This is a genomic window from Micromonospora sp. USAFONa4 (assembly GCF_057197825.1).
This window is the reverse complement of record NZ_CM170072.1, coordinates 3959688-3985809: the sequence shown is the minus strand read 5'-3', so window position 1 is coordinate 3985809 and position 26122 is coordinate 3959688. Positions and strand designations below refer to the sequence as shown.

Annotated in this window: 24 protein-coding genes; 8 read left to right on the top strand and 16 right to left on the bottom strand. The window is 75.1% G+C overall.

Going from position 1 to position 26122, the window contains the following annotated elements; genetic code table 11:
* Positions 1–219: 219 nt before the first annotated feature.
* Genes mnhG through AC0OO9_RS17635 form a run of 6 tightly spaced genes read right to left on the bottom strand, consistent with a single transcriptional unit; the run spans position 220 to position 6361 of the window.
* Entirely contained in the window at positions 220–582 is a 363-nt protein-coding gene (mnhG, locus tag AC0OO9_RS17660) for a monovalent cation/H(+) antiporter subunit G (RefSeq protein ID WP_151453966.1), read from the bottom strand.
* Entirely contained in the window at positions 579–842 is a 264-nt protein-coding gene (locus tag AC0OO9_RS17655; protein ID WP_089002241.1) for a monovalent cation/H+ antiporter complex subunit F, read from the bottom strand. Before AC0OO9_RS17655 ends, mnhG begins: the two co-directional genes overlap by 4 nt.
* Positions 839–1456: a Na+/H+ antiporter subunit E gene (locus tag AC0OO9_RS17650; protein WP_484517975.1), complete on the bottom strand. Its 618-nt coding sequence runs from the start codon at positions 1454–1456 to the stop codon at positions 839–841. Before AC0OO9_RS17650 ends, AC0OO9_RS17655 begins: the two co-directional genes overlap by 4 nt.
* Positions 1457–1467: 11 nt before the next feature.
* Entirely contained in the window at positions 1468–3045 is a 1578-nt protein-coding gene (locus AC0OO9_RS17645) for a Na+/H+ antiporter subunit D (RefSeq protein WP_421457056.1), read from the bottom strand.
* On the bottom strand, positions 3045–3527 hold the full coding sequence (locus tag AC0OO9_RS17640) for a Na(+)/H(+) antiporter subunit C (RefSeq protein WP_484511184.1): 483 nt from the start codon (positions 3525–3527) through the stop codon (positions 3045–3047). The genes AC0OO9_RS17645 and AC0OO9_RS17640 overlap by 1 nt, the downstream gene beginning before the upstream one ends.
* Complete coding sequence (locus AC0OO9_RS17635; protein ID WP_484511183.1) at positions 3524–6361, bottom strand: Na+/H+ antiporter subunit A; 2838 nt, start codon at positions 6359–6361, stop codon at positions 3524–3526. Before AC0OO9_RS17635 ends, AC0OO9_RS17640 begins: the two co-directional genes overlap by 4 nt.
* A gap of 314 nt (positions 6362–6675) precedes the next feature.
* Between AC0OO9_RS17635 and AC0OO9_RS17630 the strand changes: the two genes are divergently transcribed.
* Complete coding sequence (locus AC0OO9_RS17630) at positions 6676–7629, top strand: hypothetical protein (RefSeq protein ID WP_484511182.1); 954 nt, start codon at positions 6676–6678, stop codon at positions 7627–7629.
* Positions 7630–7684: 55 nt separating this feature from the next.
* Here AC0OO9_RS17630 and AC0OO9_RS17625 read toward each other — a convergent pair whose 3' ends face one another.
* On the bottom strand, positions 7685–9283 hold the full coding sequence (locus AC0OO9_RS17625; protein ID WP_484511181.1) for an amidohydrolase: 1599 nt from the start codon (positions 9281–9283) through the stop codon (positions 7685–7687).
* A gap of 202 nt (positions 9284–9485) precedes the next feature.
* Between AC0OO9_RS17625 and AC0OO9_RS17620 the strand changes: the two genes are divergently transcribed.
* From AC0OO9_RS17620 to AC0OO9_RS17605, 4 genes are all read left to right on the top strand, one after another.
* Complete coding sequence (locus tag AC0OO9_RS17620; RefSeq protein ID WP_484511180.1) at positions 9486–10052, top strand: sigma-70 family RNA polymerase sigma factor; 567 nt, start codon at positions 9486–9488, stop codon at positions 10050–10052.
* Between the two features lie 87 nt (positions 10053–10139).
* A complete protein-coding gene (locus tag AC0OO9_RS17615) occupies positions 10140–10901 on the top strand; it encodes a zf-HC2 domain-containing protein (RefSeq protein ID WP_484511179.1) in 762 nt (253 codons plus the stop codon).
* A 36-nt stretch (positions 10902–10937) separates the two neighbouring features.
* Positions 10938–11597: a copper resistance CopC family protein gene (locus AC0OO9_RS17610; protein WP_484511178.1), complete on the top strand. Its 660-nt coding sequence runs from the start codon at positions 10938–10940 to the stop codon at positions 11595–11597.
* A 91-nt stretch (positions 11598–11688) separates the two neighbouring features.
* Complete coding sequence (locus AC0OO9_RS17605; RefSeq protein ID WP_484511177.1) at positions 11689–13833, top strand: bifunctional copper resistance protein CopD/cytochrome c oxidase assembly protein; 2145 nt, start codon at positions 11689–11691, stop codon at positions 13831–13833.
* 32 nt (positions 13834–13865) lie between these two features.
* Here AC0OO9_RS17605 and AC0OO9_RS17600 read toward each other — a convergent pair whose 3' ends face one another.
* The 8 genes from AC0OO9_RS17600 to AC0OO9_RS17565 all read right to left on the bottom strand — a co-directional run bounded on the left by AC0OO9_RS17600 (position 13866) and on the right by AC0OO9_RS17565 (position 23227).
* A complete protein-coding gene (locus AC0OO9_RS17600) occupies positions 13866–14591 on the bottom strand; it encodes an ABC transporter ATP-binding protein (protein WP_484511176.1) in 726 nt (241 codons plus the stop codon).
* 22 nt (positions 14592–14613) lie between these two features.
* Positions 14614–15702 carry an ABC transporter ATP-binding protein gene (locus AC0OO9_RS17595; RefSeq protein WP_484511175.1) on the bottom strand — a complete coding sequence of 363 codons (1089 nt, stop codon included), beginning with the start codon at positions 15700–15702 and terminating at the stop codon, positions 14614–14616.
* On the bottom strand, positions 15699–16568 hold the full coding sequence (locus AC0OO9_RS17590; RefSeq protein WP_421457045.1) for an ABC transporter permease: 870 nt from the start codon (positions 16566–16568) through the stop codon (positions 15699–15701). Before AC0OO9_RS17590 ends, AC0OO9_RS17595 begins: the two co-directional genes overlap by 4 nt.
* Positions 16561–17625 (bottom strand): ABC transporter permease, encoded by a 1065-nt coding sequence (locus AC0OO9_RS17585; protein WP_484511174.1) that lies wholly within the window; start codon positions 17623–17625, stop codon positions 16561–16563. The genes AC0OO9_RS17590 and AC0OO9_RS17585 overlap by 8 nt, the downstream gene beginning before the upstream one ends.
* Positions 17622–19217, bottom strand: a complete 1596-nt coding sequence (locus AC0OO9_RS17580; RefSeq protein ID WP_484511173.1) for an ABC transporter substrate-binding protein — start codon at positions 19215–19217, stop codon at positions 17622–17624. The genes AC0OO9_RS17585 and AC0OO9_RS17580 overlap by 4 nt, the downstream gene beginning before the upstream one ends.
* A 470-nt stretch (positions 19218–19687) precedes the next feature.
* Positions 19688–20443 carry an SRPBCC family protein gene (locus AC0OO9_RS17575; protein WP_484511172.1) on the bottom strand — a complete coding sequence of 252 codons (756 nt, stop codon included), beginning with the start codon at positions 20441–20443 and terminating at the stop codon, positions 19688–19690.
* A 1-nt stretch (position 20444) separates the two neighbouring features.
* Positions 20445–21053: an ArsR/SmtB family transcription factor gene (locus AC0OO9_RS17570; RefSeq protein WP_484511171.1), complete on the bottom strand. Its 609-nt coding sequence runs from the start codon at positions 21051–21053 to the stop codon at positions 20445–20447.
* Between the two features lie 65 nt (positions 21054–21118).
* The gene (locus tag AC0OO9_RS17565; RefSeq protein WP_484511170.1) at positions 21119–23227 is read right to left on the bottom strand and encodes a heavy metal translocating P-type ATPase; all 2109 of its coding nucleotides are present in this window, start codon (positions 23225–23227) and stop codon (positions 21119–21121) included.
* Between the two features lie 138 nt (positions 23228–23365).
* On the opposite strand from AC0OO9_RS17565, the gene AC0OO9_RS17560 reads away from it, so the two are divergent.
* A complete protein-coding gene (locus tag AC0OO9_RS17560; RefSeq protein WP_484511169.1) occupies positions 23366–24457 on the top strand; it encodes an L-dopachrome tautomerase-related protein in 1092 nt (363 codons plus the stop codon).
* Between the two features lie 67 nt (positions 24458–24524).
* On the opposite strand, the gene AC0OO9_RS17555 is transcribed toward AC0OO9_RS17560, so the two are convergent.
* Positions 24525–24932, bottom strand: a complete 408-nt coding sequence (locus tag AC0OO9_RS17555) for a four-helix bundle copper-binding protein (protein ID WP_225852248.1) — start codon at positions 24930–24932, stop codon at positions 24525–24527.
* Positions 24933–25120: 188 nt separating this feature from the next.
* Between AC0OO9_RS17555 and yidD the strand changes: the two genes are divergently transcribed.
* Together yidD and AC0OO9_RS17545 are read left to right on the top strand one after the other, a co-directional pair.
* Positions 25121–25537: a membrane protein insertion efficiency factor YidD gene (gene yidD, locus AC0OO9_RS17550; protein ID WP_225852250.1), complete on the top strand. Its 417-nt coding sequence runs from the start codon at positions 25121–25123 to the stop codon at positions 25535–25537.
* A gap of 9 nt (positions 25538–25546) precedes the next feature.
* Complete coding sequence (locus tag AC0OO9_RS17545) at positions 25547–26002, top strand: ATP-binding protein (protein ID WP_484511168.1); 456 nt, start codon at positions 25547–25549, stop codon at positions 26000–26002.
* The last annotated feature ends 120 nt before the right edge of the window (positions 26003–26122 follow it).

Below are 26122 nucleotides of genomic sequence, written 5' to 3'. Positions count from 1 at the left end.
CGTGAGCCCCTGTCGCAGCCGCTCGCCCAGCCGCTGCCGGCGCTCACGTCCACTCCATGTCCGGTCGGACGCCGATCGTGACGGGCCGTCGCCGCGCGGGCGTCGTCGTCAGACGGCGTCGAGCGGCGGACGCGTCGATCGACTCCCGTGCCGTCCGCGCGTCGACGGGAGTGCCGCCGCGGCCCCGCCGGTCAGGAGCGGCCGGTCAGGAGCGGCCGGTCAGGAGCGGCCGGAGCTGATGCGGTCCAGGTGGGGCGCGAGTTCGTCGGTGATCAGCAGGTCGCGGCGGATCTCGTCGTGCGGGTAGCCGGCCCGGCCCACCATGTGCGCCGCGACGGGTGCGGTGGCGAGCTGGAAGGCGCCGACGAGCACGAGGGTGGTGATGTCCACCCCCGTACGCAGGCGCAGCGCGCAGCCGAGCAGGACGAGCAGCAGGCCGAGCACCTGGGGCTTGGCCGCCGCGTGCATCCGGGCGAGCAGGTCGGGGAAGCGCAGCAGAGCCGCCCCGGCGGCGACGCAGAGCAGCGCGCCGGCGATCAGGCAGACGCCGGCGGCGACGTCGAGGACGGCGTCGAGCGTCACTTGTCGTTCCTCCGGGCGGCGAACCGGGCGACGCTGACCGAGCCGACGAATCCGAGGATGGCGAGGACGACCAGCACGGGCAGCGCGGTGGCGTCGCGGCTGTAGGCGGCCTCGGTGGCGATGGCGGCGACGACGACGGCGAGCAGGACGTCGGTGGCGACGGCGCGGTCGAGGATGGACGGTCCGCGGATGATGCGGACGAGGGTCAGCCCGACGGCCACGGCGAGCAGCGCGGCGACGGTCACGGCGACGACGGTCATCTGGGTGCCCCTTCCGGGTGGGCCGGCTCCGACGGGCCGGCGGCGTGGGTTTGCGTCACGCGGCGCAGTTCGTCGGGCGAGCCGATGGCGGCGACGATGCGCGCTTCGAGGTCCAGCACGCCCTGCCGGAACCGCTCGACCTCCTCGCGGCTGCGGACGCCGATGACGTGCACGTAGAGGGTGCCGGTCGTCCGGTCGGCCTCGATGATGAGGCTGCCGGGCACCAGCGACAGCGCCTCCGCGGTGAGCGTGAGGTTGAGGTCGGTGTTGACCCGCAACTGCACGGCGATGATCGCGCTGAGCGGGGGTTTGCCGGACAACGCCAGCCAGGCGATCTGGGCGGAGGCGACCACGAGGTCCCGCAGGAAGCGCACCCAGAACCGCGCGAGCGGCACGGGGCGGATCCGTCCGGCGAAGGTCACCGGCGGCAGCGGGAAGACCGCCAGCAGCACGACGGAGAGCACCAGCCCGCTGAGCAGGTTGGCCCAGGAGAGGGTGCCCCACAGCAGCATCCAGACGCCGGTCAGCCCGGTCACGGCGACGATCCGGTTGCGCCGTCGGGCCGCGCGGGTCAGTGGCGGGTTCGCCGGCGCGACGGGCTTCGGCGGGCTCATCGGGTCACTGGTCACGGGGCACCGTCCGGAAACACGGCCTCGACGTACGGGGTCCGGCGCAGCAGGTCGTCGGCCGCGTCGGTGCTGATGTCGAACAGCGGACCGGCCACCACGGTCAGCGCCAGGCCGAGCACCACCAGGGCGGCGGTCGACCCGATCATCAGCCGGGGCAGCACCGCGCCCGACGCCTCGGGGGTCGGTGCCTTGTGCGGCTGCTCGGCACCGTCGGTGCGGGCGGCCCGCACGGCGTCGCCGACGTCCGGCATGTCCGGGTGCGGGGCACGCCAGAAGGCCAGGTTCCACACCCGGGCGATGGCGTAGAGGGTGAGCAGGCTGGTGAGCAGCCCGCCGACGACGAGCGTCCAGGCCAGCGGGCCGCCGTCGTCCACGCCGGCCTGGACGAGGCCGAGCTTGCCGAGGAAGCCGGAGAACGGTGGGATGCCGGCGAGGTTGAGCGCGGGCAGGAAGAACAGCACGGCCAGCAGCGGCGAGAGTCGGGCCAGCCCGCCGAGGCGGTCCAGGGCGGTGCTCCCGCCGCGGCGTTCGACGAGGCCGGCGGCGAGGAACAGCGTGGTCTGGATGGTGATGTGGTGCACCACGTAGAAGATCGCCGCGGACAGCCCGAGGGAGGTGCTCAGGCCGACGCCGAAGAGCATGTAGCCGATGTGGCTGATGAGGGTGAACGACAGCAGCCGTTTGACGTCGGACTGGGCGACCGCGCCGAGGATGCCCACCACCATCGTCAGCGCCGCCACCACCAGCAGCAGGTCGGCGGTGCGCCCGCCGGGGAACAGCAGCGTCTCGGTGCGGATGATCGCGTACACGCCGACCTTGGTGAGCAGGCCGGCGAAGACCGCGGTGACCGGGGCCGGGGCGGTCGGGTAGCTGTCCGGCAGCCAGGCCGACAGCGGGAACACGGCCGCCTTGATGCCGAAGGCCAGCAGCAGCATGCCCTGCAGCACCAGCCGGATGTCGTCCGGCAGCGCGTCGAGCCGGTCCACGAGCTGGGCCAGGTTGAGCGTGCCGGTCGCCGCGTAGACCAGGCCGATCGCGACCAGGAAGATCAGCGACGAGAGCAGGCTGACCACGACGTACGTGGTGCCGGCCCGGATCCGGGTCTCCGTGCTGCCCAGGGTCAGCAGCACGTAGCTGGCGACCAGCAGGATCTCGAAGCCGACGTAGAGGTTGAACAGGTCGCCGGAGAGGAACGCGTTGCACACGCCGGCGGTCAGCACGAGGTAGGTCGGGTGGTAGACCGACAGCGGCGTCTCCTCGTTGCCGTCGGCCGTGCCCTGCCCGATCGAGTAGACGAGCACGCAGAGGGTGACGGCGGCGGAGACGACGAGCATCAGCGCGGCGAGCTGGTCGGCGACCAGGACGATGCCCAGCGGCGCCACCCAGCCGCCGACCTCGACGACCAGCGGCCCGTCCACGGAGGAGCGGACCAGCAGCGTGGCCGCCACGGCGACGGTGGCGGCGAGGACCGTGAGGCTGACCCAGCGCTGGGCGCGGGGCCGGCCGACGAGCAGCAGCGTCAGGGCCGCGCCGAGCAGCGGCATCACCACCGGCAGGGGTACGAGCCAGGTCATCAGCCCCTCCCCGCGTCCCCGGCCGGGCTGGCCGTGGTGTCGTCGGCGGGCACGGTGACCAGGGCGACGTCACCGTCACCGTCACCGTCTCCGGCGTCGTTGTCGGCGGTGCCCGGTCCCTCGTCCCGGTCGGCCAGCTCCATGATGCGGCGGTCCTCGACGTCGTCCTGCACCTCGTCGTGCCCGTTGAGGTGCCAGCTGCGGTACGCAAGGGCGAGCAGGAACGCGGTCATGCCGAGGGTGATGACGATCGCCGTCAGCACCATGGCCTGGGGCAGCGGGTCGCTCATGTCCCCCTCGGCGGTGGTGCCGACGATCGGCGGTCCGCCGGCCTTGCCGCCGGTGAGCAGCAGGAGGTTGGCGCCGTTGCCGAGCAGGATGACGCCCATCAGCACCCGCGTCAGGCTGCGCTCCAGCAGCAGCGTCACCCCGGCGGCGAAGAGGACGCCGACCACTAGGACGTAGGTCAGGTTCGGGTTCACACCAGCTCCTTCGTCCGGTCGTCGGCCTGTTCGGTCTCGCGTTGGTCGGTCTCCTGCTGCCGGTCCATCTCCGCGCCCAGGCTGCGCAGGATGTCGAGGACCAGGCCGACCACGATGAGGTAGACGCCGACGTCGAAGAAGACCGACGTGACGAAGTGGACGTGGCCGAGGACCGGCAGGTGCAGGTCCAGCAGGGCGCTCTGGAGGAACTCCCCGCCCAGCAGCATCGCGGCGACGCCCGTGCCGACCGCGACGAACAGCCCGGCGCCGAGCACCGCGCCGGCGTCGACCGGGGCGGCCCCGTTGAGTTCGGTGCGTCCGCCCGCGAGGTAGCGCACGGCCAGCGCGAGCCCGGCCACCAGTCCGGCGGCGAAGCCGCCGCCGGGGGCGTTGTGCCCGGAGAAGAGCAGGTATATCGAGAAGAGCACGATGGCGTGGAACAGCAGCCGGGTGACGACCTGGAGGATGACCGACTGCTGGCGGGTGGTGGCGCCGGTGGTGAGCCAGCGGGGCCGCGCCGACTCGGTACGGCCGACGCCGGGGATGCCCCTGCGCAGGTCGAGGTCCCGGGAGTGGCGGAAGATGAGGCTGGCCACGCCGGTGGCGGCCACCACCAGCACGGCGATCTCGCCCATGGTGTCCCAGGCCCGGATGTCGACAAGGGTCACGTTGACGATGTTCTTGCCGCCGCCGTAGGAGACGGCCTCGTCGGGGAAGTCGACGGAGATCGGGGTGGCGATCCGGGCTCCCGCCGCGACGTACGCCATGCCGGCGGTGACCACGCCCACGGCGACGCCGAGCGCGATGCGACCGCGCCGGCTGGACCGGATGGGCCGCTCGGAGAACTTGGCGGGGAGGTGGCGCAGGACCAGCACGAACATGACGATCGTGACGGTCTCCACCAGGAACTGGGTCAGGGCCAGGTCCGGGGCGCCGTGCAGGATGAACAGCAGCGCGGTGCCGTAGCCGGCGACGCCGACGAGGATCATCGCGGTCAGTCGGCGCCGGGCGCGGGCGGCGGCCACGGCGGCCACGATCACCACCGCGGCGGCGACGGCCTGCAACGGGGTGTCCCACAGTTGGAACCGCTGCGGCCAGGGCGCCCCGGCCAGCAGCGCCCCACCCGGCAAGGTGATCATCACCAGCAGGATGACGCCGAGGTAGAAGGGGAGGGAGCCACGCTGGGTGGCGCCGGTCAGCTCCACCGCAAGCCGGTCCACCCCGCCGATGAGCCGGTCGTAGACCGCGGCCCCGTCGAAGGGCAGTCGGACCGACGCGCCCAGCCGCCCCCGGTGCCGCAGGAGGAACAGCCCCACGCCGCCGGCGACCGCCAGCGCCGACAGGCCCAGCGCCAGGGTCGGTCCGTGCCACAGCGCGAGGTGGTAGCCGGGCTCGGCACTCTCGTACAGGTCCGCGTACGGGGCGAGGACCTTGTCGACGGCGGGCGCGAAGAGCCCCACCGCCAGGCCGGCGGCGGCGAGCACGACGGCCGGCGCGAGGAAGGACCACCCGACCGGCCGGGCCTCGGTGGCGGGCACGTCGCCTTTGGTCGCGAACGCGCCCCAGACGAAACGCAGCGTGTACGCCACGGTCAGCGCCGAGCCGAGCACCAGGCCGGCGAGCACCACCAGGTCGGCGGTGCCGCCGTGCAGGAACGCCTCGACCGCCGCCTCCTTGGCGACGAATCCGGCCAGCGGCGGGAGGCCGGCCATGGAGGCCGCCGCGAGGCCCGCCACCACCGCGAGCGCCGGCGCCCGCCGCCCGAGGCCGCTGAGTTCGCGCAGGTCACGGGTGCCGGCTACGTGGTCGACGACCCCGACGACGAGGAACAAAGTGGACTTGAACAGCGCGTGGGCCAGCACCATCGCCGCGCCGGCCAGCGCGGTGTCGCGGGTGCCGGCGCCGAGGACCACCATCAGCAGGCCGAGCTGGCTGACCGTGCCGTAGGCCAGCAGCAGCTTCAGGTCGACCTGTCGCAGCGCCGCCCAGCCGCCGAGGAACAACGTGATCAGCCCACCGACGAGCAGGATCGGCCGCCACGGTGCGACCCCGACCACGGCCGGCCCCATCAGCGCGACGAGGAACACACCCGCTTTGACCATCGCCGCAGCGTGCAGGTAGGCGCTGACCGGGGTGGGCGCGGCCATCGCGCCGGGCAGCCAGAAGCTGAAGGGAAAGATCGCCGACTTGCTCAACGCGCCGAGCAGGATCAGCACCAGGGCCACGGCCAGGTAGCCGCCGCCGGGCAGGTCGGTGGCGATCTGCGACCAGCGGTACGTGCCGGCGTGCTGGCCGAGCATGACGAACCCGGCGAGCATCGCCAGGCCGCCCAGGGTGGTCACCAGCAGCGCCTGCATGGCCGCGCGCCGGCTGGCCCGCTTGGTGGGGTCGCTGCCGATCAGCAGGTAGGAGAGGACGGTCGTCAGCTCCCAGAACACGTACAGCAGCAGCAGGTCGTCGGAGACCACCAGGCCGAGCATCGCCCCGGCGAACGCGACGAAGACGGCCGCGAAGCGGCCCAGGCCCGGGTCGTCGGAGCGGAAGTAGCGGGCGCTGTAGGCGAGCACCAGCGCCCCGACCCCGCCGACGAGCACCACCATCAGCCAGGCCAGGGTGCCCATCCGCAGGGCGATCTCCAGGCCGAGCTGGGGAACCCAGGTGACAGTCTCGACGACCGGGGCGCCGGAGCGGACCGTCCCGGTGCGGGTCAGCGCCCAGACCAGGGTCGCCGCGGGGGCCAGGGCCACCAGGTAGAGCCCTTTTCGGCCCCAGATACGTATCAGTCCCGGGGCGATCACGGCTGCGAGTGCGTGGACCGCCACCAGAACCAGCACATACCCTCCCCAGAGTTCGACAGCCGGTTAGCCAACCCTAACCGGTAAGGAGCGAATCTGCATATCGGCGATACGGTGCCGCCGGCGTGCCCGTGCCCGCCGGCGACGCGAACGACCGGCCGTCGGCTTCCCGTCGGGAGGTCCACGGGGGCCGATGCAGCGGCCTCGTCGCCCGCGCCCCTCCTGCCTATCATGATCAGGAGGCGATCGCCCACCTTGCGGATACCCTTGGCGACCCGGCGAGCAGGGCGACGACGCGCACCCGGGCGCGACGCGACGGCGCCGGAAGTCGAGGGCGACGGATGGGTGGGGCGATGCGGAGTGGGGTGCTGGTGTCGACCCGGACGGCTCTCGCCGGGGCCACGGGCAACGCCCTCGTGATGGGTGTGGCCGAGGTGAGCACGCCGCTCGGCTGGGTGCTGCTTCCGGGGCTGCTCGGCGTGTCCACGCGCCCCCGGGTGGCGGCGCTGATCTCCGCCTGGGCGGCCGTCCTGCTGGCGGCGTCCGTGGTCGTTCCCGTCGTACCCGGGCACCGCGCCGATCCGTGGGCGCTCGGCGCCTCCGTGGCGAGCCTGGCCGCCGTACCGCTGCTGGCCTGGGCCAGGCGACGCCGCGAGACGCGGGCCGTCGCCCGCGTGCCCGCGCCCCGCGACGTCGCCGTGTTCACCATGCCCGCCGGCACCGGACGCGCCGCGCTGGCCGTCTGCCGCGCCCCCGGGGAGGTCGCCGCGGCGGTACCGCTGCGCCGGGGCGGCCTGCGCGTCCTCCTCGGCGTGGCGCACGGCGCCACCCTGGCCCGCCCGGAGCACACCCGGGCGCTGGAGTCGGCCTTCCGCGACGAGGCCCTGCGCGGCGGCGGATCGCTGCCACGGATCGCCGGGGCCCTCGACGACCTCGTGCGGGGCATCGCCCCGGGCGGCTACCTCGCCGCCACCCTGGTGGAGGTCTCCCCCGAGGGGCGCGTCACCCTGCTGCGCTGCGGCGGCCCGGACGCCACCGCGCACGCCGGGGACGGGACCCGTCCCGCGGACCTGCCCGACGCCGGCCCGCTCGGCCTGACCGGGACGGCGACGAGCGTGGCGGAGGCGCCGGCCGGCACCCGGCGGCTGGCGGTCGCCCCGGCCGCCGGGCCGCGCCAGCCGACCGAGGCGGCGCTGCGGTCCCCGCGTGCCGAGGACGCCGTGGCCGCGCTGACCCGACGCCCCGGCGGCGGCCGCCGGGCCGGCCCGGCACTGGTGGTCGACCTGCCGCCCGAGCGACCCGCCTGACCGCCGCCCCCGGCCTGCGGGAGCGGCCCGGTCGGCGGGGAAGCGTCCGGCCCCGTCAGCGCTGCCAGCGCACGACCCCGCCGACCACGGTGAGCGCCACCGTGAGGTCGCGCAGGGCCGCCGGCTCGACCCGGTACGGGTCGGTGGGCAGCGCGATGAAGTCCGCGAGCATCCCCGGGGTCAGCCGCCCCTTCAGGTGCTCCTCGTAGGAGGCGTACGCGCCCGCCTCGGTGAAGCAGCGCAGCGCCGTGTCGAGATCGACCCGCTCGTGCGGGTCCACGCCGCCGGGCGGGGTGCCGTCGGGCTGCTGCCGGGTCACCGCGGCGTGGATGCCGAAGAACGGATCCGGGTCCTCCACCGGGGCGTCCGAGCCGAAGGCCACCGTCGCGCCGGCGTCCAGCAGGCTGCGCCAGGCGTACGAGGCGAGGTCCCGGCCGGCGAGCATCCGGCTGGTCAGGGGGATGTCGCTGGTGCAGTGGGTGGGCTGCATCGAGGCGATCACGCCCAGCCGGGCCAGCAGCGGCACGTCCGCCGGGCGCAGGTGCTGGGTGTGCTCGATCCGGTGCCGCAGCCGCCGTACCGCCGTCGGGTTGGTGCGCGCCGACTCCTGCCAGTCGGCGTACGCCCGCAGCACCATCCCGTTCGCCGCGTCGCCGATGGCGTGCGCCGCGACGGCGATGCCGGCCCCGGCCGCCTTCGCCACCAGCCGCCCGAACTCCTCCGCCGGGGTGACGGCGATGCCGTGGTTGCCGGGTTCGCCGTCGTACGGCTCGGTCATCAGGCAGGTGTGCGAGCCGAGCGCCCCGTCGGTGAAGATCTTGACCGGGCCGGTGCTCAGCCAGCGGTCCCCGTCGCCTGTCGCCCAGCCCAGGTCGATCACCTCGTCCAGCGCGGTCGACGGGATCGACTTGTGCACCCGCAGCGGCAGCTCGCCCCGGGCGTACAGGGTCTCGTAGGCGGCCCGGCAGTCCTGCCCGTCGATGTCGTGGATGCTGGTCAGGCCGACGGAGAGCAGCCGGGGCAGGTGGGTACGCAGTTGCGCGACCAGGTCACCGCTGAGCGAGGTGCGCATGACGTCGTACGCCGCGTCGCCGGCCGCCTCCCGCAGGATGCCGGTCGGCTCGCCGCGTTCGTCGCGGACGATCTGCCCGCCGATCGGATCGGGGGTGCCGGCGTCGATGCCGAGTCGCCGGAGGGCGGCGGTGTTGACCCAGGTGGTGTGCCCGTCGATGGTGGGCAGCACGGCGGGCCGGTCCGGGCAGACGCGGTCCAGGTCGGCCCGGGTCGGCTGCACCGGGCGGTCCCACTTGTGGCTGTCCCAGCGCCCGCCGAAGAGCCAGGCGTCGGGCGGCAGGGTGGCGGCGTGCCGGGCGATCCGCGCCAGCGCCTCGTCGAGGCTGGTGGTGCCGCGCAGGTCCACCTGCTCCAATCCGCGCACGTAGAGCGCCGAGTGCAGGTGGCTGTCGATCAGGCCGGGCAGCACCGCCATCCCGCCGAGGTCGACCCGGCGCGCGCCGGCGCCGGCGCGGTCGCGGCACTCGTCTAGGTCCCCGACGGCGACGATGCGCTCGCCGCGCACCAGCATCGCCTCGGCGTGCGGACGGGCGGGGTCGAGGGTGTGGATCCGGGCGTTCTCGAAAACCGTGGCGGTCATGGGCTGCCTGCTTCGACGGTCGGGCGGGGCCGTCCATGCTAGACAGCCGCCCCCGGCGACGGGCGCGGTGGCACCCGGAGGCGGGCGTCGGGGAGGGCCGTCACCGGGCCGCTTGCGGTACGCTACCGGCCAGTCACTACTACGACCCGTCGTGATCACCGTCGGGCACCCGCCCTCCGGTGGCCCGACACGGAGGTGCCGGATGGCTGACGACGCGGAGCTGACCGCGTGGGCGCTGGCCGCCGGCCGGGGTGACCCGACGGCCGCCGCCTGCTTCGTCCGGGCGACGCAGCAGCAGGTCCGCCGCTTCCTCGCCGCGCTGGTCACGCCCCGCGAGGCCGACGACCTGACCCAGGAGACCTTCCTGCGGGCGATGCGGTCGCTGCCGTCGTACGCCGGACGCTCCTCGACGCGGACGTGGCTGCTCGCCATCGCCCGCCGGGTCGCGGCGGACCACGTCCGTACCGTCACGTCACGGCCGCGCACGGTGCCGATGCCCGACGGTTACGACGCCCCCGACCCGGCGCGCAGCGGCTTCGACCGGCAGGTCGTGCTCGAACGCCTCATCGCGGCGTTGCCGAGGGACCGGCGGGAGGCGTTCGTCGCCACCCAGGTGCTGGGCCTCTCCTACGCCGAGGCCGCGGAGGTGTGCGGCTGCCCGGTGGGCACCATCCGCTCCCGGGTGGCCCGGGCCCGGGAGGATCTGGTCGCCGCCGCCCACGGCTGGTCGGAGCCGGACGCGGGCCGGGGCGACGACGCCACCGGCTGACCCGCCCGCCCACGCTGACCTGCGGGAAGGCGACGGCCCACGAAACTGCGTGGGAACCAACGACGGGTCCGGGACGACTACCGGTACATGGGGTGTGAGCAGTGGCGTGAGGTGCTGTCGGCGCAGTTGGACGGGGAGGAGACCGCCGCCGAGCGGACAGCCGTGGCGGCCCACCTGGCCGGCTGCGCCGGCTGCCGGACGTGGTACGACCGGGCCACGGCGGTGACCCGCCGGGCGCGGCTGTCGGTCGCCGTCGCCGGTGACGACCGCACCGACGTCATCCTCGGCGCGCTGCCCGCCCCGGCTCCGCGCCGCCGGCGGGAACGGGTCGTGCTCACCCTGCGGGCGGTCCTGGGCCTGGTCGGGGCGCTGCAACTCGTGCTGGGCCTGGCGCAGATCGGACGCGGCACGGCGAGCGCCCACGCCCAGGCGCACGCGGCGGCCGGCGGGCTGATGTCGGGACACCTGTGGCACGAGTCGGCGGCGTGGAACGTCGCCGTGGGCGCGGGCTTCCTCTTCGTGGCCGCCCGGCGCACCCCGCCGACCGGACTGGTGCCGATGTTGAGCGCCTTCGTCGGCATGCTGGCGCTCCTGTCGGTCAACGACCTGCTGACCGGCTGGGTGGACACCGCCCGGCTGGTCAGCCACGGCTTCCTGCTCGCGGGCTACGTCATCGTCGTCGCCCTGTCCCGCCCGGGGCTGCGCCCCGACGGCCCGGCGCGGCGCGGCCGCCCGGACGAACCCCGCTGGAGCCTGCCCGCCGACGAGCCCACGGAGTCGCCGGGGCTGCGGCTGCTCCCGTCGCCGTATCCCGGCTCCGCCCGCGTCTCCGACCGCCGCGCGGCCTGACCGGCCGACCACCACCAACCAGGAGAAGCGCCAGACATGCACACCCCGTCCCGCCGCCCGACCGTCGCGGCCCTCGTCGCCGCCGCGCTGGCCGCCGCCGCGCTGCTGCTCGTACCGGCCGCCCCCGCCGCCGCGCACAACACGCTGCGGGCCGCCAGCCCCGCCGACGGCGAGCGCCTGACGACGCCGCCGACGCGGGTCACGCTGGAGTTCGCGCAGCGGCTCGACCCGACCTTCACCACCATCGCGCTGACCGATGCCGCCCGACGGAAGATCCCCACCGGTGGGCCCACCGTCGAGGGGACGAAGGGCACGGTGACCGTCGACGAGACGCTGGGCGAGGGCACCTACACCGTCGCCTACCGGATCGTCTCCGCCGACGGGCATCCGGTGCAGGGGTCGTACCGGTTCACCGTCGCCGCCGGCGGGGCGAGCACGGCGACGGGGGCGGTCGCCGATCCGCCGGCCGCCGCCGCGTCTGCCGCCGCCGCGCCGACCGCTGCCGCGGCCCCGTCCGCCGCCGCCACGCCGCCGACCGCTGCCGCCGCCTCGCCGGCCGCCGGGTCGGTCGACCCCGCCGCCGCGACCGGCTCCGGCGGCCTCCGGACGGGCGGCGTGCTGCTGGCCGTCGGGGTCCTGGTGGCCGTCCTCGGCGGGACCGTACTGCTGCTGCGCCGGCGCCGCGAGACCCGCTGACCGGCAGCACCCGACCCCAACCCTTCCGGCGCCGCGCCCGGGCCACCCCGGACGCGAGCCGCCGCCCTCCCCGAACCCAAGGGACACCGACGTGCCAGACACCACCTCCCGCCCCGCCCAGCCCGCCCGGGGCCCGGGCGCCGACTCCGTGGCGACGACGGCGGCCGGTGACCCCGGGCCGGTCGCGGGCCCGCCCGGCGCCGGCGTCCGTCCCGCCTCCCGGGGGCGTGGCGCATGGCTCGTACCCGTCGCGGCCGTGGCGTCGGCGGTGGCCGTACTCCTGCTCGGCCTGCGGGCCGGCGACGCGCTCGCGGTCGCGATCCCCGGGCTGCCGGACCCGGGGCCGGTCACGGCGTGGGCGCTGCCCGTGGTCCGGCTGCTCGCCGACGGCCTCGCCACCCTGACGGTCGGGATGCTGGTAACGGCGGCCTTCCTCCTGCCCGGCGACGGGCGGAGCGTCTCGGCGTACGGCTGGCTGCTGCTGCGCCGCGCGGGCACGGCGGCGGCGGGCTGGGCGGTGGCCGCGGTGACGCTGATCGTGCTGACGGTCTCGGACCTGCTCGGCGTCCCCGTGGACGGGCTCGGCGTCCCCACCGTGGTCAGCTTCGCCACCTCGATCTCGCAGGGGCAGGCGCTGCTGCTCCAGGCGGGGCTGGCGCTGGCGGTGGCGGTGCTGGCCCGGACGGGCGTGTCGCGCGGGCTCGCCGCCGTGACGGCGCTGGTCGCGCTGGTCGGGGTGCTGCCGCCGGCGTTCACCGGGCACGCCGCCGGGGCGGGCAACCACCAGATCGCGGTGTCCAGCCTCGCCCTGCACGTGCTGGCCGCCGCCCTCTGGGTCGGCGGGCTGGTGGCGCTGCTGATGGTCCGCCGCAGCCGGCAGCTCGCCGACGCCGCCCACCGGTACGGCCGCCTCGCCCTGGGCTGCTTCGTGGCCGTCGCGGTGAGCGGATCGGCCAACGCGGCCGTACGCCTCGGCGACGTGGCCCAGCTCTGGCAGTCCCGGTACGGCTGGCTGGTCCTCGGCAAGCTCGTCGCCCTGGCGGTCCTGGGCACCCTGGGCGCCGTGCACCGGTCGCGGACCCTGCCGGCCCTGCGCGCGGGTCGACGCGGCGCGTTCGCCCGGCTGGCCGCCGGCGAGGTGGTCGTGTTCGCCGCCACCGTCGGGCTGGCGGTGGCGTTGTCCCGCAGCCCCACCCCGGTGACGCAGGACCCGCTCGACGCCGATCCGATCACCGAGCTGCTCGGCTTCCCGATGCCCGCCGCGCCGACCCCGGAACGCCTGGTGGGCCAGCCGCTGCCGGACATGTTCTTCCTGACCCTCACCGTCCTCGGCATCGGCGGCTACCTGGCCGGGGTGTGGCGGCTGCACCGGGCCGGGCACCGCTGGCCGCTGGCCCGGACCGCGAGCTGGTCGGCCGGCCTGCTGCTGCTGGCCGCCGTCACCAACCTGGGCGTGGCCCGCTACGCGTACGTGCTGTTCAGCGCCCACATGGTGCAGCACATGGTGCTGTCGATGCTGGTGCCGATCCTGCTCGTCGGCGGCGCCCCGGTCACCCTCGCGCTGCGCGCCCTGCGTCGCCCCGCCGATCCGCAGGTCCGTGGTGCCCGGGAGTGGCTGCTGCTGGCGCTGCACAGCCGGCCCGCGAGGCTGCTCACCCATCCCCTGGTCGCACTGGGCATCTACGCCGGCAGCCTCTTCGGCCTCTACCTCAGCGACCTGCTCGGCACGCTGATGCGCTCCCACCTCGGCCACCTGGCCATGCTCACGCACTTCGTGGTCGCCGGATACCTGCTGTTCTGGGTGCTCATCGGGGTCGACCCGGGCCGACCGAGGCTCCCCCACCCCATCCTGGTGATCATCCACCTCGCGGCGATGATGGCGCACGGCTTCTTCGGCCTCGTGCTGATGCAGACCACCAGCCTCATCGCCCCGGACTGGTACGTCGCCGTCCACCCCGACTGGGCGTCGTCGCTGCTGGAGGACCAGCGGCTGGGCGCGGGCATCGCCTGGGCGTTCGGGGAGATCCCCGCCGCGATCGTCCTGGTCGTGCTGGTCCGCCAGTGGATCCGCGCCGACCGGCGGGAGCAGGCCCGCCTCGACCGGGCCGCCGCCCGCGCCGAGGCCACCGGCGAGCCGGACGACCTGGCCCGCTACAACTCGTTCCTCGCCGCCGCCGGCCGCGCCGACGCCACCGAGTCCGGTGGTCCCGCCGCGACGTCGGGCCGTACCCCGTAGTCGTCGGCGCGCCGCCCTGGGGAGCGGGCCGGTCAGGGCTGCGGCGGGGGCGGCAGGTCGACCACCCGGGTGGCCCAGCGGGCCATCAGCGCCGGGTCGTGGGTGATGAGCAGGACCCCGGCGGCGTGCTCCCGCTGGTAGTCGGTGATGACGGCCGCGAGGTGCGCCTGGGTGGAGGCGTCGAGCATGGCGGTGGCCTCGTCGCAGAGCAGGTAGTCGGGCCGGTGCACGAGCGCGCGGGCGAGGCAGGCGCGTTGCAGCTGCCCGTCGCTGACGGCGTGGGGGCGGCGGGCGAGCAGGTCGGGCGTGAGGCCGACGAGGTCGGCCAGCTCCGCCGCGCGGGCCCGCGCCGGCGCCTCGGGCGTGCCGGTGGCGCGCAGCGGTTCGGCGATGATGTCGGCGAGGCCCAGCCGGGGGTCGGTGGCCGCGCGGGGGCTCTGGAACAGGATCGCGACGCGGGTACGGACGGCGGCGGGCAGCCGGTGCCGGGCCCCCGCCACCCGCTGACCGTCGAGGGTGACGTGCCCGGCCTCGGGGGCGTGCAGCAGGGCCAGCACCCGGGCGAGGCTGGACTTTCCGCTGCCCGAGGGCCCCCGCAGGCCGACCGTCTCGCCGGGGGCGACGCGCAGGTCGACGCCGTCGAGGACACGCCGGCCGCCGTAGGAGACGGCGACCCCGTGGGCGGCGAGCGCGGTGGTGGTCATGCCGGCGGTGTCGGTCGTTCCGGCGGTACCGGTCGTGCCGGCGGTGCTGGTCATGCCGGCGCTCCGGCGGTGCTGGTCATGCCGGCGCTCCGAGGGTCAGCGGGTGGTGACAGGCGATCCGGGCCGGGGCGCCCGCCGAGGGCGCGGGCGGGGTGCGGCAGACGTCGGTGGCGCGGTCGCAGCGCGGGGCGAAGGCGCAGCCGGGAGGCAGGTCGGTGAGCATCGGCGGATGGCCGGGGACCGGCCGGAAGGCCCGCTCGGGCAGGGCGTCGAGCAGGCCGGCGGTGTAGGGGTGGGCGGGTGCCGCGAAGAGTTCGGCCGTCGGCCGCCGTTCCACGATCCGGCTCGCGTACATGACGGCGACCGTGTCGGCGACCCGGCGGGCGGCGGCCAGGTCGTGGGTGATGAGCAGGACGGCGCCGCCGGCGTCGCAGCGGCGGCGCAGCAGGTCGAGGGTGTGGTCGACCAGGGGCCGGTCGAGGCCCGTGGTGGGTTCGTCGGCGAGCAGCAGCGGCGGGTCGGGGGCGAGGGCGAGGGCGGTGGCCAGGCGTTGGGCCATGCCGCCGGAGAGCTCGTGGGGGTAGCGGTCGAGGTCGGCGGGGTCGAGCCCGACGTCGTCGGCGACCCGCTCGGCCGCCGCGGGCGCCTCGCGCCGGGTGCGCCCGTGGGCGCGCAGGGTCTCCTCCAGCAGCCGCCGGCCCGTCCGTACGGGGGTGAGGGCGGTGGCGGGGCTCTGCGGCACCAGCCCGACCGCGCGGCCGCGTACGGCGCGGGCGAGGTGTCGCTCCGAGGAGTTCACCAGGTCGACCTGCGCCCCGGTGGGCGGGCGCAGGCGGGCGTGACCCGTGACGGTGGCGTTGCCGGGGAGCAGGCCGAGCAGGGCGTGCGCGAGCACCGACTTGCCGCAGCCGGACTCCCCGACCACCGCCAGGAGTTCGCCCGGGTGGACGGTCAGGTGCAGGTCGGTGACGGCCTGCACGACGGCGTCGCGGAGCTGGAAGCGGACGGTCAGCCCGTCGACCTCCAACAGGCCCGGCCGACCGTCGGCGGCTCCACCGGCGGGGGCGACGGCGTCGCCCGTGGCGGCGCTGCCGGCGGTGTCGGTCGGGGCGGCGCTGCCGGCGGTGTCGGCGGGGGCGGCGGTGGGCTCGCGGGTGGTGGTCACAGGTGCAGCTCCGCTCGTACGCGCGGGTCGAGGCGGTCGCGCCACCGGCCGGTGAGGGCGGCCAGGGCCAGCGTGACGACGACGAGGAGCAGGCCGGGCACGATGCTGGCCCACCAGGCGCCGGTGAGCAGGGACCGCTGCCCGTCGTTGATCATGTTGCCGATCGAGGCCAGGTGCGGGGGCAGGCCCAGGCCGAGGAAGGACAGCGCGGTCTCGTGCCAGACGGCGTGCGGCACCATCAGCGTGGTGGCCAGCGCCAACCGGGGCAGCACGTGCGGGAGCAGGTGCCGGGTGATCACCCGGGCGCGGCTCGCGCCGCCGGAGATCGCGGCGTCGATGAACGGCCGGGTGCGCAGGCTGAGCAGCTCCGACCGGACGATGCGGGCGGTGGAAAGCCAGTGCGTCAACCCGATCGACAGGATCACCGCGCCCAGGCTCGGGCGCAGCATCGCGACGATGAAGATGCCCAGCAGCAGGTGCGGCAGCGCCGCGATGGTGTCGACCACCCGCATCAGCACGCGGTCGACCCAGCCGCCGAGGGTGCCGGCCACCGCGCCGACGAGGCCGCCGATCACGGTGGCGACGAGCGCGGCGACCGCGCCGACGAGCAGCGAGACCCGCAGGCCGTAGAGGCTGCGGTGGGCCACGTCGCGGCCCAGGTCGTCGGTGCCGGCCGGGTCCGCCCAGGAGGGCGCCAGCCGGGTACGCGCCAGGTCCACCGCGCTCTCGTCGAGCGGCCAGAGGACGGGGGCGAGGAGGCAGGCCAGGCCCGCGCCGACGAGCACGGCCCAGGCGAGGGCGGCACCGACCCGGCCCGTACGCGGCTTCGGCCGCCGGACCCGGGCGGGCAGGGCGAGGTCAGTCATCGAGGCGTACCCGGGGATCGGCGGCGGCGTAGGCGAGGTCGGTGCCCAGGTTCGCGGCCAGCACCACGACGGTGGTGGCCAGGGTCGTGGCGGCCAGCAGCGGGAAGTCGCTGCCCAGCGCGGCCTGTACGGTCACCGCGCCGAGGCCGGGCAGGGAGAACACGGTCTCCACCAGGACGGCCCCGCCGATCAGCTCGGGCAGGTGGGTGCCGACGAGGGTGAGGAACGGCAGCAGGGCGGTACGCAGGGCGTGGCCGAACAGGACGGTGCGGCCGGGTAGTCCCCGGGCCCGGGCGGCGAGGACGTGGTCGTCGCGGAGGCTGTCGGCGACGGCGTCCCGGATGAACAGCACGAACCACGGCGTCTGGGCGATCGCCAGCACCCCCACCGGCAGGATCAGGTGCCGGGCCACGTCGGCGGGGTCGGTGCCGGTGGCGGTGATGTCGGTGAGCCCGCCCGCCGGCAGCCACCCGAGGGTGAGGGCGAACAGGGCGATCGCGGCCAGCCCGATCCAGAACACCGGCATCGACTGCACGGCGTACGCGGTGGCGCGCAGCGCCCGGTCGAACCAGCCGCCCCGCCGGTACGCGGCCAGCGTGCCCAGCAGCAGGCTCGCCACGAGGACGAGGGCCAGGGCGGCGCCGACGAGCAGCAGGGTCCAGCCGGCGCGGGCGGCGAGCACGGAAGTAACCGGTTCGTGGCGGCTGGTGGACCAGCCGAGGTCGCCCTGGAGCAGGTTGCCGACCCAGCGCAGGTACTGCACCGGCAGCGGGTCGTCGACGCCCCAGTTGGCGCGGATCTGCGCCAGGTTCTCCTCGGTGGCGGTGAACGCCGCCGCGCCCGCGTACTGCTGGGCGGGGTCGATGGGCGAGGCCGCGCCGAGGGCGAACATGCCGACGCTGGTGGCGGCGAGGATGGGCACGGCCACCAGCAGCCGCCGGCGGACCACCTTGCCGGCTCCCGCCAGCCGCCGCGGCCGGCGCCGGCCGGTGGTCCTCGCGGGGGGCGGCGCGGCGGCCGGGGCGGGGGTCTCCGCTGTCGGGGCGGGCGTCGTCACGACTTCCGCGTCCAGGTGTGGATGTTCCACCAGAGGCTGTTGGCGACGTCGTGCTCGTGCGGCTCCACCCGGGGGGTCACCCCGGCGACCGCGTCCTTCACCACGTAGGTGTGCTGGAGGTAGGTGAGGAACACCCACGGCATGTCGGTGGCGAGCTGCTTCTGGAACGTGGCGTACGCGGCCTTGCGGGCGGCCGGATCGGCGTTGGCGCGGCCGTCCTGCAACGCCTTGTCCACCACGGGCGACCGGTAGGAGCCGGGGTTGAAGAAGCCCTGGCCGGCGAAGGCGGAGCCGAACAGCTTGTAGGAGACGAAGTCCGGGTCGTACGGGGTGCCGTAGCCCATCATGAGCGCGTCGCTGCCCATCCTGGGGGTGATCGCGTCCCAGGTCAGCCCCTCGGGGGTGATCTTGATGCCGACCTTCTTCGCGTCGGCGGTCACCGCGAGGGCGAGTTCCTTGCGGAGGCTGTCCGTGGCCGGGTACATCAGCGCGAACGCCGCCTGCCGGCCGTCCTTGGCACGGATCCCGTCCGGGCCCGGCTTCCAGCCGGCGGCGTCGAGGGCGGCGGTCGCGGCGGCCGGGTCGGCGGCGGGCCTGCCCACGATCGACGGCTCGGCGAACTCCGACGTCGGCGGGACCGGCCCGAACGCGGGCTCGCCGGCACCCCCGAGCAGCCCGGTGACCATCGCCGCGCGGTCCACCGCCGCGTTCAGTGCCCGCCGCACCGCGAGGTCGGCGGTGACCGGGTTGCCCATCGGCAGCATCACGCCCCGGTAGTCGGCGGTGGGCACCCGTTCCACCCGGTAGCCGGCCTGCCCGTCGAAGCCGGTGGTCAGCTTCGGCGCAAGCTCCGCCGCGTCGAACTCCCCCGCCCGCATCCGCTGCGCGCGCACGTTGTCGTCGGCGACGAACGCCACCACCACGCCGCCGTTGGCGGGCTTGCCGCCCCACCAGCTCTCGTTGGCCGCGAGCACGAGCCGGTCGCCCGGGGTCCACGACGTCACGCGGTACGGGCCGGTGCCCACCGGCTTGCGGTTGAACTCGGCCTTGTTGATGTCCTGCCCGGTCAGCGCCTTGGCCGGCACGATCCCGAGGGCCAGCCGCTGCGCGAAGGGTGCGTAGGCGTACTTCAGGGTGAACACCACGGTCGACGGGTCGGGCGCGGTGACCGAGGCGAGCATGTCCAGGTCGGAGCGGAGCGTGGAGTCGACCTTCGGGTCCAGCACCGCCTGGTAGGTGAAGACCACGTCCTGGGCGGTGAACGGGCTGCCGTCGTGGAACAGCACGCCGTCACGCAGCTTCGCGGTGACGGTCCTGCCGTCGGGCGAGACGGTCGGCAGCTCGCGCGCCAGCGCCGGCACGAGCTGGTTGCGGGCGTCGCGGGCGACCAGCCCGTCGAAGATCAGGGAGCCGCCGTCGACGCCGTAGTTCAGCACCGGGTTCAGCGCGTCCGGCTCGCCCGCCGTCGCCACGATGAGCGTGCCGGCGCCGGCCGCGCCCGTCGAGGTGGTCGTCGGCGAGGAACAGCCGGCCACGGCGAGGACACCGGCGACGGCCATCGCCGCCACGCGCTTGGACACAGGCGTACCCATCACATGCTCCCGGGGCTGTTCTCCGCACGACAGCCCGGCGTCGCACCCGGGCCGGCGTCCTGATCTTGGCCGACGTGCCCGCAGCGGTCCACGGTCACGAGCGGGCGGACGCCCCGGCGATGGTCTGGATCATCGCGCCCGGGCAGCCGGCCACTAACGCCAGCATTCCGCAATTGCCAATCTCGTGCAACAAGCGCCAGGCGGCCATGTAGCCCAGGCCACACCCCGTCCACGTCGGAGCGCGACTGTCAGCCGCAGGGTACGGCCCGGCGCGGGTGATCTCGTAATCGACGCGCACCGGCACCGGCGGCGGGACGGCTCCGGCGCCTCGTCCGCACGCCCCGACCACACCCGGACGCCCGGCGGGGCCGGCCCGGCTCCCACCGGGCACAGCCTGCCGGGCGTCCGGATCGGCCCCCGTTCACCGGGCGTCCGGCCGGGCCGGTCCGCCGGGCGTTCTCGTCGTCGGGTCAGCCGACGGGCAGGGCGGCCAGCCAGTCCTGCCAGGCCCGCTCGGTCGGGGCCGGGTCCTGCCCCGCGAAGACGTGGTGGCCGAGGACCAGGGCGTCGCCGCGCTCGGCACCGGAGTACAGGAACCGGTAGAGCGCGTCGGAGGTGCGGACACCGACGTAGGTCGGCAGGCCGGCCAGGTCGACGACGCCCTCGATCGGCGGCAGCCCGGCGACGGTGAACTGGACGCGCTCCCCCTCGGCGAGCGGACCGGCCACGCCGAGGGCGTCGGCCACGGCCGGCCACACCCGGTCCACGCCGCCCACGCCCGGGCGGAAGGCCGATACCGGGGTCGCGGTCCGGCCGGGGAAGTGGGCGAGGTACGCGGCCAGCGTCCCGAGGTACATGTCCCAGCCGATCCCCATGGCCTCGTACTCGGTCTCCCAGTCGTCCCCGAGGACGCCGCTCTGCACGAGCCGCAGGGTCGTGCTGCCCCGCTCGCGGCCCTCGATCAGATATTCCATGGCCATGAACGTGCCGTCCGGGGCCGGTTCGGTGCGGTCGGCGAGCCGCTTGCCGGGCTCCCACGCGGTGATCGTCGACTCCTCGACGTGGCCGGCCATCGTCAGGCGGGTCCGGCCGCCCTCGCCCGGCTCGACCTCGGTGCGGCCCATGAACCAGGAGTCGATGCCCGGACCGGTGGCGATGGCCTCCCACACCTGCTCGGGCGTGGCTGCCAGCTCGACGTCCTTGCGCAGCTCGAAGTGGTGTCCCATGTCAGTGCTCCTCGTTCGCGGTTCTGTCGTCGGGGTCGGCGCTGGGGTGCAGGGCGACCACCACCCGGTGTTCGCGCCCGCCGGGGGCGTTCTCGTCGTGGTACCTGCCGACCAGGGCGGTGACGGTGGCCGCCAGTTCCTCGGCGAAGGCCGCCCGGTCGCGCGCCGAGGCGAACCGGACAGTGCCGTCGACGGCGAACGTCGCCACCGGCCGCTTCGCCCGCTCCGCGCCGGTGACGAGCGCGCCGACGTCCTGCACCAGGCGGGCGGCCAGCGCCAGCAGCCACCGCGCCGACAGCCGGTCCGGCGACTGCGCCGGGTCGGGCCGGACGGCGGCGAGGGCGGCGGGCGAGATCACGTACGACGCTGCGGTGGCCCGCATGACCCGCTCGGTCACGTTGCCCTTGCGGCGTTCCTCCACCAGCTCGACCAGGCCGTGCTGCTCCAGCGCCCGGAGGTGGTAGTTGACCTTCTGCCGGGGCAGGCCGACGCGGGCGGCGAGCATCGTCGCCGAGGCCGGCTCGGCGAGCGCGGCCAGCAGCCGGGCCCGCATCGGGTCCAGCGACGCCTCAGCCGCCGCCGGGTCCTCGATCACTGCGATGTCGAACATGGGAACAGCGTCCCACCGACAAGTTTTCTTGTCAAGACAATCGGATTGGTCGGCAGGACCGCCGCTCACTCCTCCCGAGGGCGCAGGCGTACACGGCGCAGCAGTTGGGCGTTGAGCGCCACCACGATCGTCGAGGCGGACATCAGGACCGCGCCGACCGCCGGGCTGAGCGTCACCCCGGCCCACGCCAGCACGCCAGCCGCCAGCGGGAGGGCGACGACGTTGTAGCCGGCCGCCCAGCCCAGGTTCTGGAGCATCTTGCGGTACGAGGCCCGGGACAGCCGGATCACGCCGGTGACGCCCCGCGGGTCGGACGAGGCGAGCACCACCCCGGCGGACTCGATCGCCACGTCGGTGCCGGCGCCGATGGCGATGCCCACGTCGGCCCTGGCCAGGGCGGGGGCGTCGTTCACCCCGTCGCCGACCATCGCCACCCGCAGCCCGCGCCGTTGCAGGTCGGCCACGGCGTCGTCCTTGTCGGCGGGCAGCACCTCGGCGAAGACCTCGTCGACGCCGGGACGGAAACCGAGGTCGGCGGCGACCGCCTCGGCGACCGGCCGGGCGTCCCCGGTGATCATCACGATCTTGCCGACGCCCTGCTCCCGCAGCTCGGCGATCGCCTCGCGGGCCTCGGGGCGGACCTGGTCCTCCAGTGCCAGGGCGCCGAGGACGGTGGCCGTGTCGCCGTCGAGGCGCAGCAGGTGCAGCACCGCCGCGCCCCGGCGCGACCACTCCGCCTGCCGGTCGGCCAGGTCGTCAGGCGTCCGCGCGCCCAGCTCGCGCAGCAGGGCGGGCCCCCCGACGGCGTACGCCGTGCCGTCGACCTCGGCGCGGACGCCGCGCCCGGTCAACGAGCGGAACCCCGTCGCCCGCCGGGCCACGCCGCGCCCGGCCCCGGCGGTCACGATGGCCCGGGCCAACGGATGCTCGCTGTCCGCCTCCACCGCCGCCGCCAGGGCGAGCACCTCGTCCTCGCTGCCGCCCCGCGTGACCGCCACCCCCGACACCACGTGCTCGCCCCGGGTCAGGGTGCCGGTCTTGTCGAACAGCACCGCGTCGACCGTGCGCATCCGCTCCAGCGCCAGCCGGTCCTTGACCAGGATCCCGCCCCTGGCCGCCACGGCGGTCGACAGCGCGATCACCAGCGGGATGGCCAGACCCAGCGCGTGCGGGCAGGCGATCACCAGCACGGTGACGGTACGCACCACGGCCGCACCGAGGTCGCCGAGGACCGCCCAGGTCACCAGGGTCGCCAGGGCCACCACTGTCGCGACGTAGAACAGCCAGGCGGCGAAGCGGTCGGCGAGCACCTGCGCGCGACCGCTGGACTGCTGGGCCTGGGCCACGAGGCGCTGGATGCCGGCCAGCGCGGTGTCCTCGCCGACCGCCTCCACGCGTACCCGGATCGCCGCGTCGGTGGCCACCGTGCCGGCGACCACCCGGTCCCCGACGCCCCGGGAGACCGGCCGCGACTCGCCGGTCACCATGGACTCGTCCAGCTCGGCGCCGCCCTCGACGATCCGGCCGTCGGCCGGCACCCGCGCGCCGGGCCGGACCAGTACCAGGTCGTCGACCCGCAGGTCCGCCACGGACACCCGCTCGACCCCGCCGTCCGCCGCCACCCGCTCGGCGTCGTCGGGCAGCAGCGCCGCCAGGGCGGACAGCGCGCCCTGTGCCTGCCCGATGGCCTTCATCTCCTGCCAGTGCCCGAGCAGCATGATCGTGACCAGGGCGGCGAGTTCCCACCAGAAGTCCAGGTCGAAGACGCCGAGCGCGGTGGCCGCCGAGGCGACGTACGCCACCGTGATGGCCATCGCGATGAGCAGCATCATGCCGGGCGCCCGGTCGCGCACCTCCCGCACGGCCCCGACCAGGAACGGCCAGCCACCGTAGAGGAAGACGACGGTGCCGAGGACCGGGCCGACCCAGGTCACGCCCGGGAACTCCAGCCGGTAGCCGAACCAGTCCATCACCATGTCGCTGGTCAGCACGATCGGCACCGTCAGCGCCAGGCTCAGCCAGAACTTCCTGCGGAACATCTCCGGGTCGTGCCCGGCGTGCTTGTCGTGCCCGGCGTGCCCGCCCGCGCCCGGAGCGTGCTGGCCGGCGTGCGTGTCGGCGGTACCCGTCGCGCGGGGCGGGTGGGCGTCGTGGTGGTGCGTCTCCTGGGGCATCTGCGCCTCCTCACGACCACCATACATACCCCCACCGGGTATCAGCCGGCGGATCGGCCCGGCGCGGGGAAACGGGGGTTTGCGGCGGTGGGCGCCGGGAAGCCCGACGGTCGACCCCGCGCGAGAGGGAGATGACGCATGCACGTGCGCGAGCCGGTCGGTGAGCTGGAACTCGTCCACGCCTTCACCGGCCCGATGCCCACCGGCGTGAGCGTCTCGCACACCGGCCGGATCTTCGTCAACTTCCCGAAGTGGGGCGACGAGGTGCCCGCCACGGTGGTCGAGCTGCGCGACGGTCGCGAGGTGCCCTTCCCCGACGAACGGTGGAACAGCCCGTCGGGCGACGACGACGCGGAGGCGTTCGTGTCGGTGCAGAGCGTCGTCGTCGACCCCGCCGACCGGCTCTGGGTCCTCGACACCGGCAGCCCGATGTTCCGCCCCACCACGCCCGGCGGCCCGAAACTGGTCCGCGTCGACCTGGACACCGACGCCGTCGCCCAGGTGATCACCTTCCCGACCGACGTCGCCCTGCCCAGCACCTACCTCAACGACGTGCGCTTCGACCTGCGCCGCGGCGAGGCGGGCACCGCCTACGTCACCGACTCCTCCGACTCCGGCCCGAACGGGATCATCGTGGTGGACCTGGCCAGCGGCGCGTCCTGGCGGCGGCTGCACGACCATCCGTCCACGAAGGCCGAGCCGCTGGAGACGTTCCGGCCCGTGGTCGAGGGCCGGCCGTTCCTGGAGCGCCCCGCCGACGGGCCGCCGAAGCCGGTGACGATGGGCGCGGACGGCGTCGCCATCTCCGCCGACGGAACCCGGCTCCACTACTGCCCGCTCGCCTCCCGCCGCTGGTACAGCGTGTCCGTCGACGCGCTCACCGACCGCTCGACGGCCGACGACCGGGTCGCCGCGTCGGTGGTGGACGAGGGCGACAAGGGCGGCGCCTCCGACGGCCTGGAGACGGACGACGCCGGGCGGCTCTACCTCACGTCGTACGAGCACGACGCGGTGCTGCGCCGCCTCCCCGACGGCGGGTACGAGACCGTGGCGCACGACCCCCGGCTGCTGTGGCCCGACACCATGTCCGTGGCGAGCGACGGGCACCTGTACGTGACCGCCAACCAGTTGCACCGCCAGGCGAAGTACCAGCGCGGGCAGGACCTCCGGCGCAAGCCGTACGCCCTGTTCCGCGTCCGGATCGACGCCGGCCCGGTCCGGTTGCGCTGACCGTCGCCGCGGACGGCACGGCGCCGGCACCCACGCGGGATGCCGGCGCCGTGTCGTCCGGGGACGGTCAGCTCATGGTGGCGAGCAGGTCCCGGCAGGCCCGCTCGCACGCGCGGCAGGCCTCGGCACAGATCCGGCAGTGCTCGTGCATGCCCGCGTGGCCGGCGCACTCGTCGCCGCAGGACTTGCAGGCGGTGGCGCACGCCTCCAGCAGCGTGCGGGTGATGTTGGCGTCGTAGCCGGTGTGCCGGGACAGCACCCGGGCGGTCGTCGTGCAGATGTCCGCGCAGTCCAGGTTCGTCCGTACGCACTTCGTCAGCTCGGCGACCATGTCCTCGCTCAGGCAGGCGTCGGCACAGGCGGTGCACGCCTGGGCGCAGGTGTTGAGCGCCTCGACGACGGCGGCCAGCTTGGCCCGGTCCAGGTTGATCGACTTCGGGTACGTCTCGAGCATCGGCATCGTGGTGCTTGGCACGGCGTTCTCCTCTCGGTCATTGCCTGTGCACTACCCGCGACCGTCGCCGGGCATGCGGCCACCGGCGGTACCGGTCGCGTCCGGTCGAAACCGCGTCCGGGCCGACATCGATGTCCGGGTCCCACCGGCCGGTCGGCTCCGGGGGCGACGGCGCGTCGGTCGTCGCGCTGGCCGATGATCGGACCGTGATGTTCAGACGCCTCCGGGAGACGGCCCGCGAGAACCGCCGGCAGCAACGGCTCATGTCGAAGTCGAAGAACCCCGACGGCTGCTGCGACTGCTGCGACCTGGGACTGTTCTCCACCCTGCTGACGCTCGGCGCGGCGACGGCGGCGGCGACCCGGGCGCCGGTGCTGGACCGGGCGGGGGTGGCGGCGATCCGGGGCTACCGCCGGTGGCTGTCGCCGCACTGGCCGGGACGGTGCCGCTTCACGCCGACCTGCGGGGCGTACGGGCTGACGGCGGTGGAGCGGCACGGGTTGGCGGTGGGCGGACGGATGGCCGCCGAGCGGGTGCGTCGCTGCCGTCCGGGTGTGCCCCGGGGCACCCACGATCCGGTGCGCCGACCGATGAGCCCTGGAGTGAGCCGGCCGGAGATCGGGTAGAACGGAACCATGGGCCAGCTGAGCAGTTCCACACCCCCGGCGCAGGCCGTTGAGCTGCGGCGGTGGACGTTGCAGGAGCCGGTGGACCTGCGTGCCCTGCGGGCGTCCCTGCACGAGGAACTGACCGGCGACGTGCTCGGTGAGGGCGAGGCCCTGGCGGAGGTCCCCGAGCTCGTCGCGCTGATCGCCACGGAGCTGGCGACGAACGCCCTGCGCCACGGGATCCCGCCGACCATCGTCCGGCTGCTCGCGACCGACGACTACCTCATCCTCGACGTCGCCGACCACGACCTGGGCTCCCTGCCGCAGCTCGCCGAGGCCCGGCCCGTCGGCGACGGCGGACGCGGCCTGGAGCTGGCCCGCGCCCTCTCCCTCGACGTCGGCTGGTACGCCACGGGCACCACCAAGAACATCTGGGCGTCCTTTCCGCGCACCGAGCGCCTCAGTGGCGCGCGGAGCGCCTGACCGGGCACGGTCTGCCCGACCGGGCGGGTGATGGCGGCGGCCACCCGGTCGCGGCGCGGCGGCGCAGACCCCGGGGCGGAACGGCCGGCAGGCCCAAGCCGGGCGACGAACCGGTCGAAA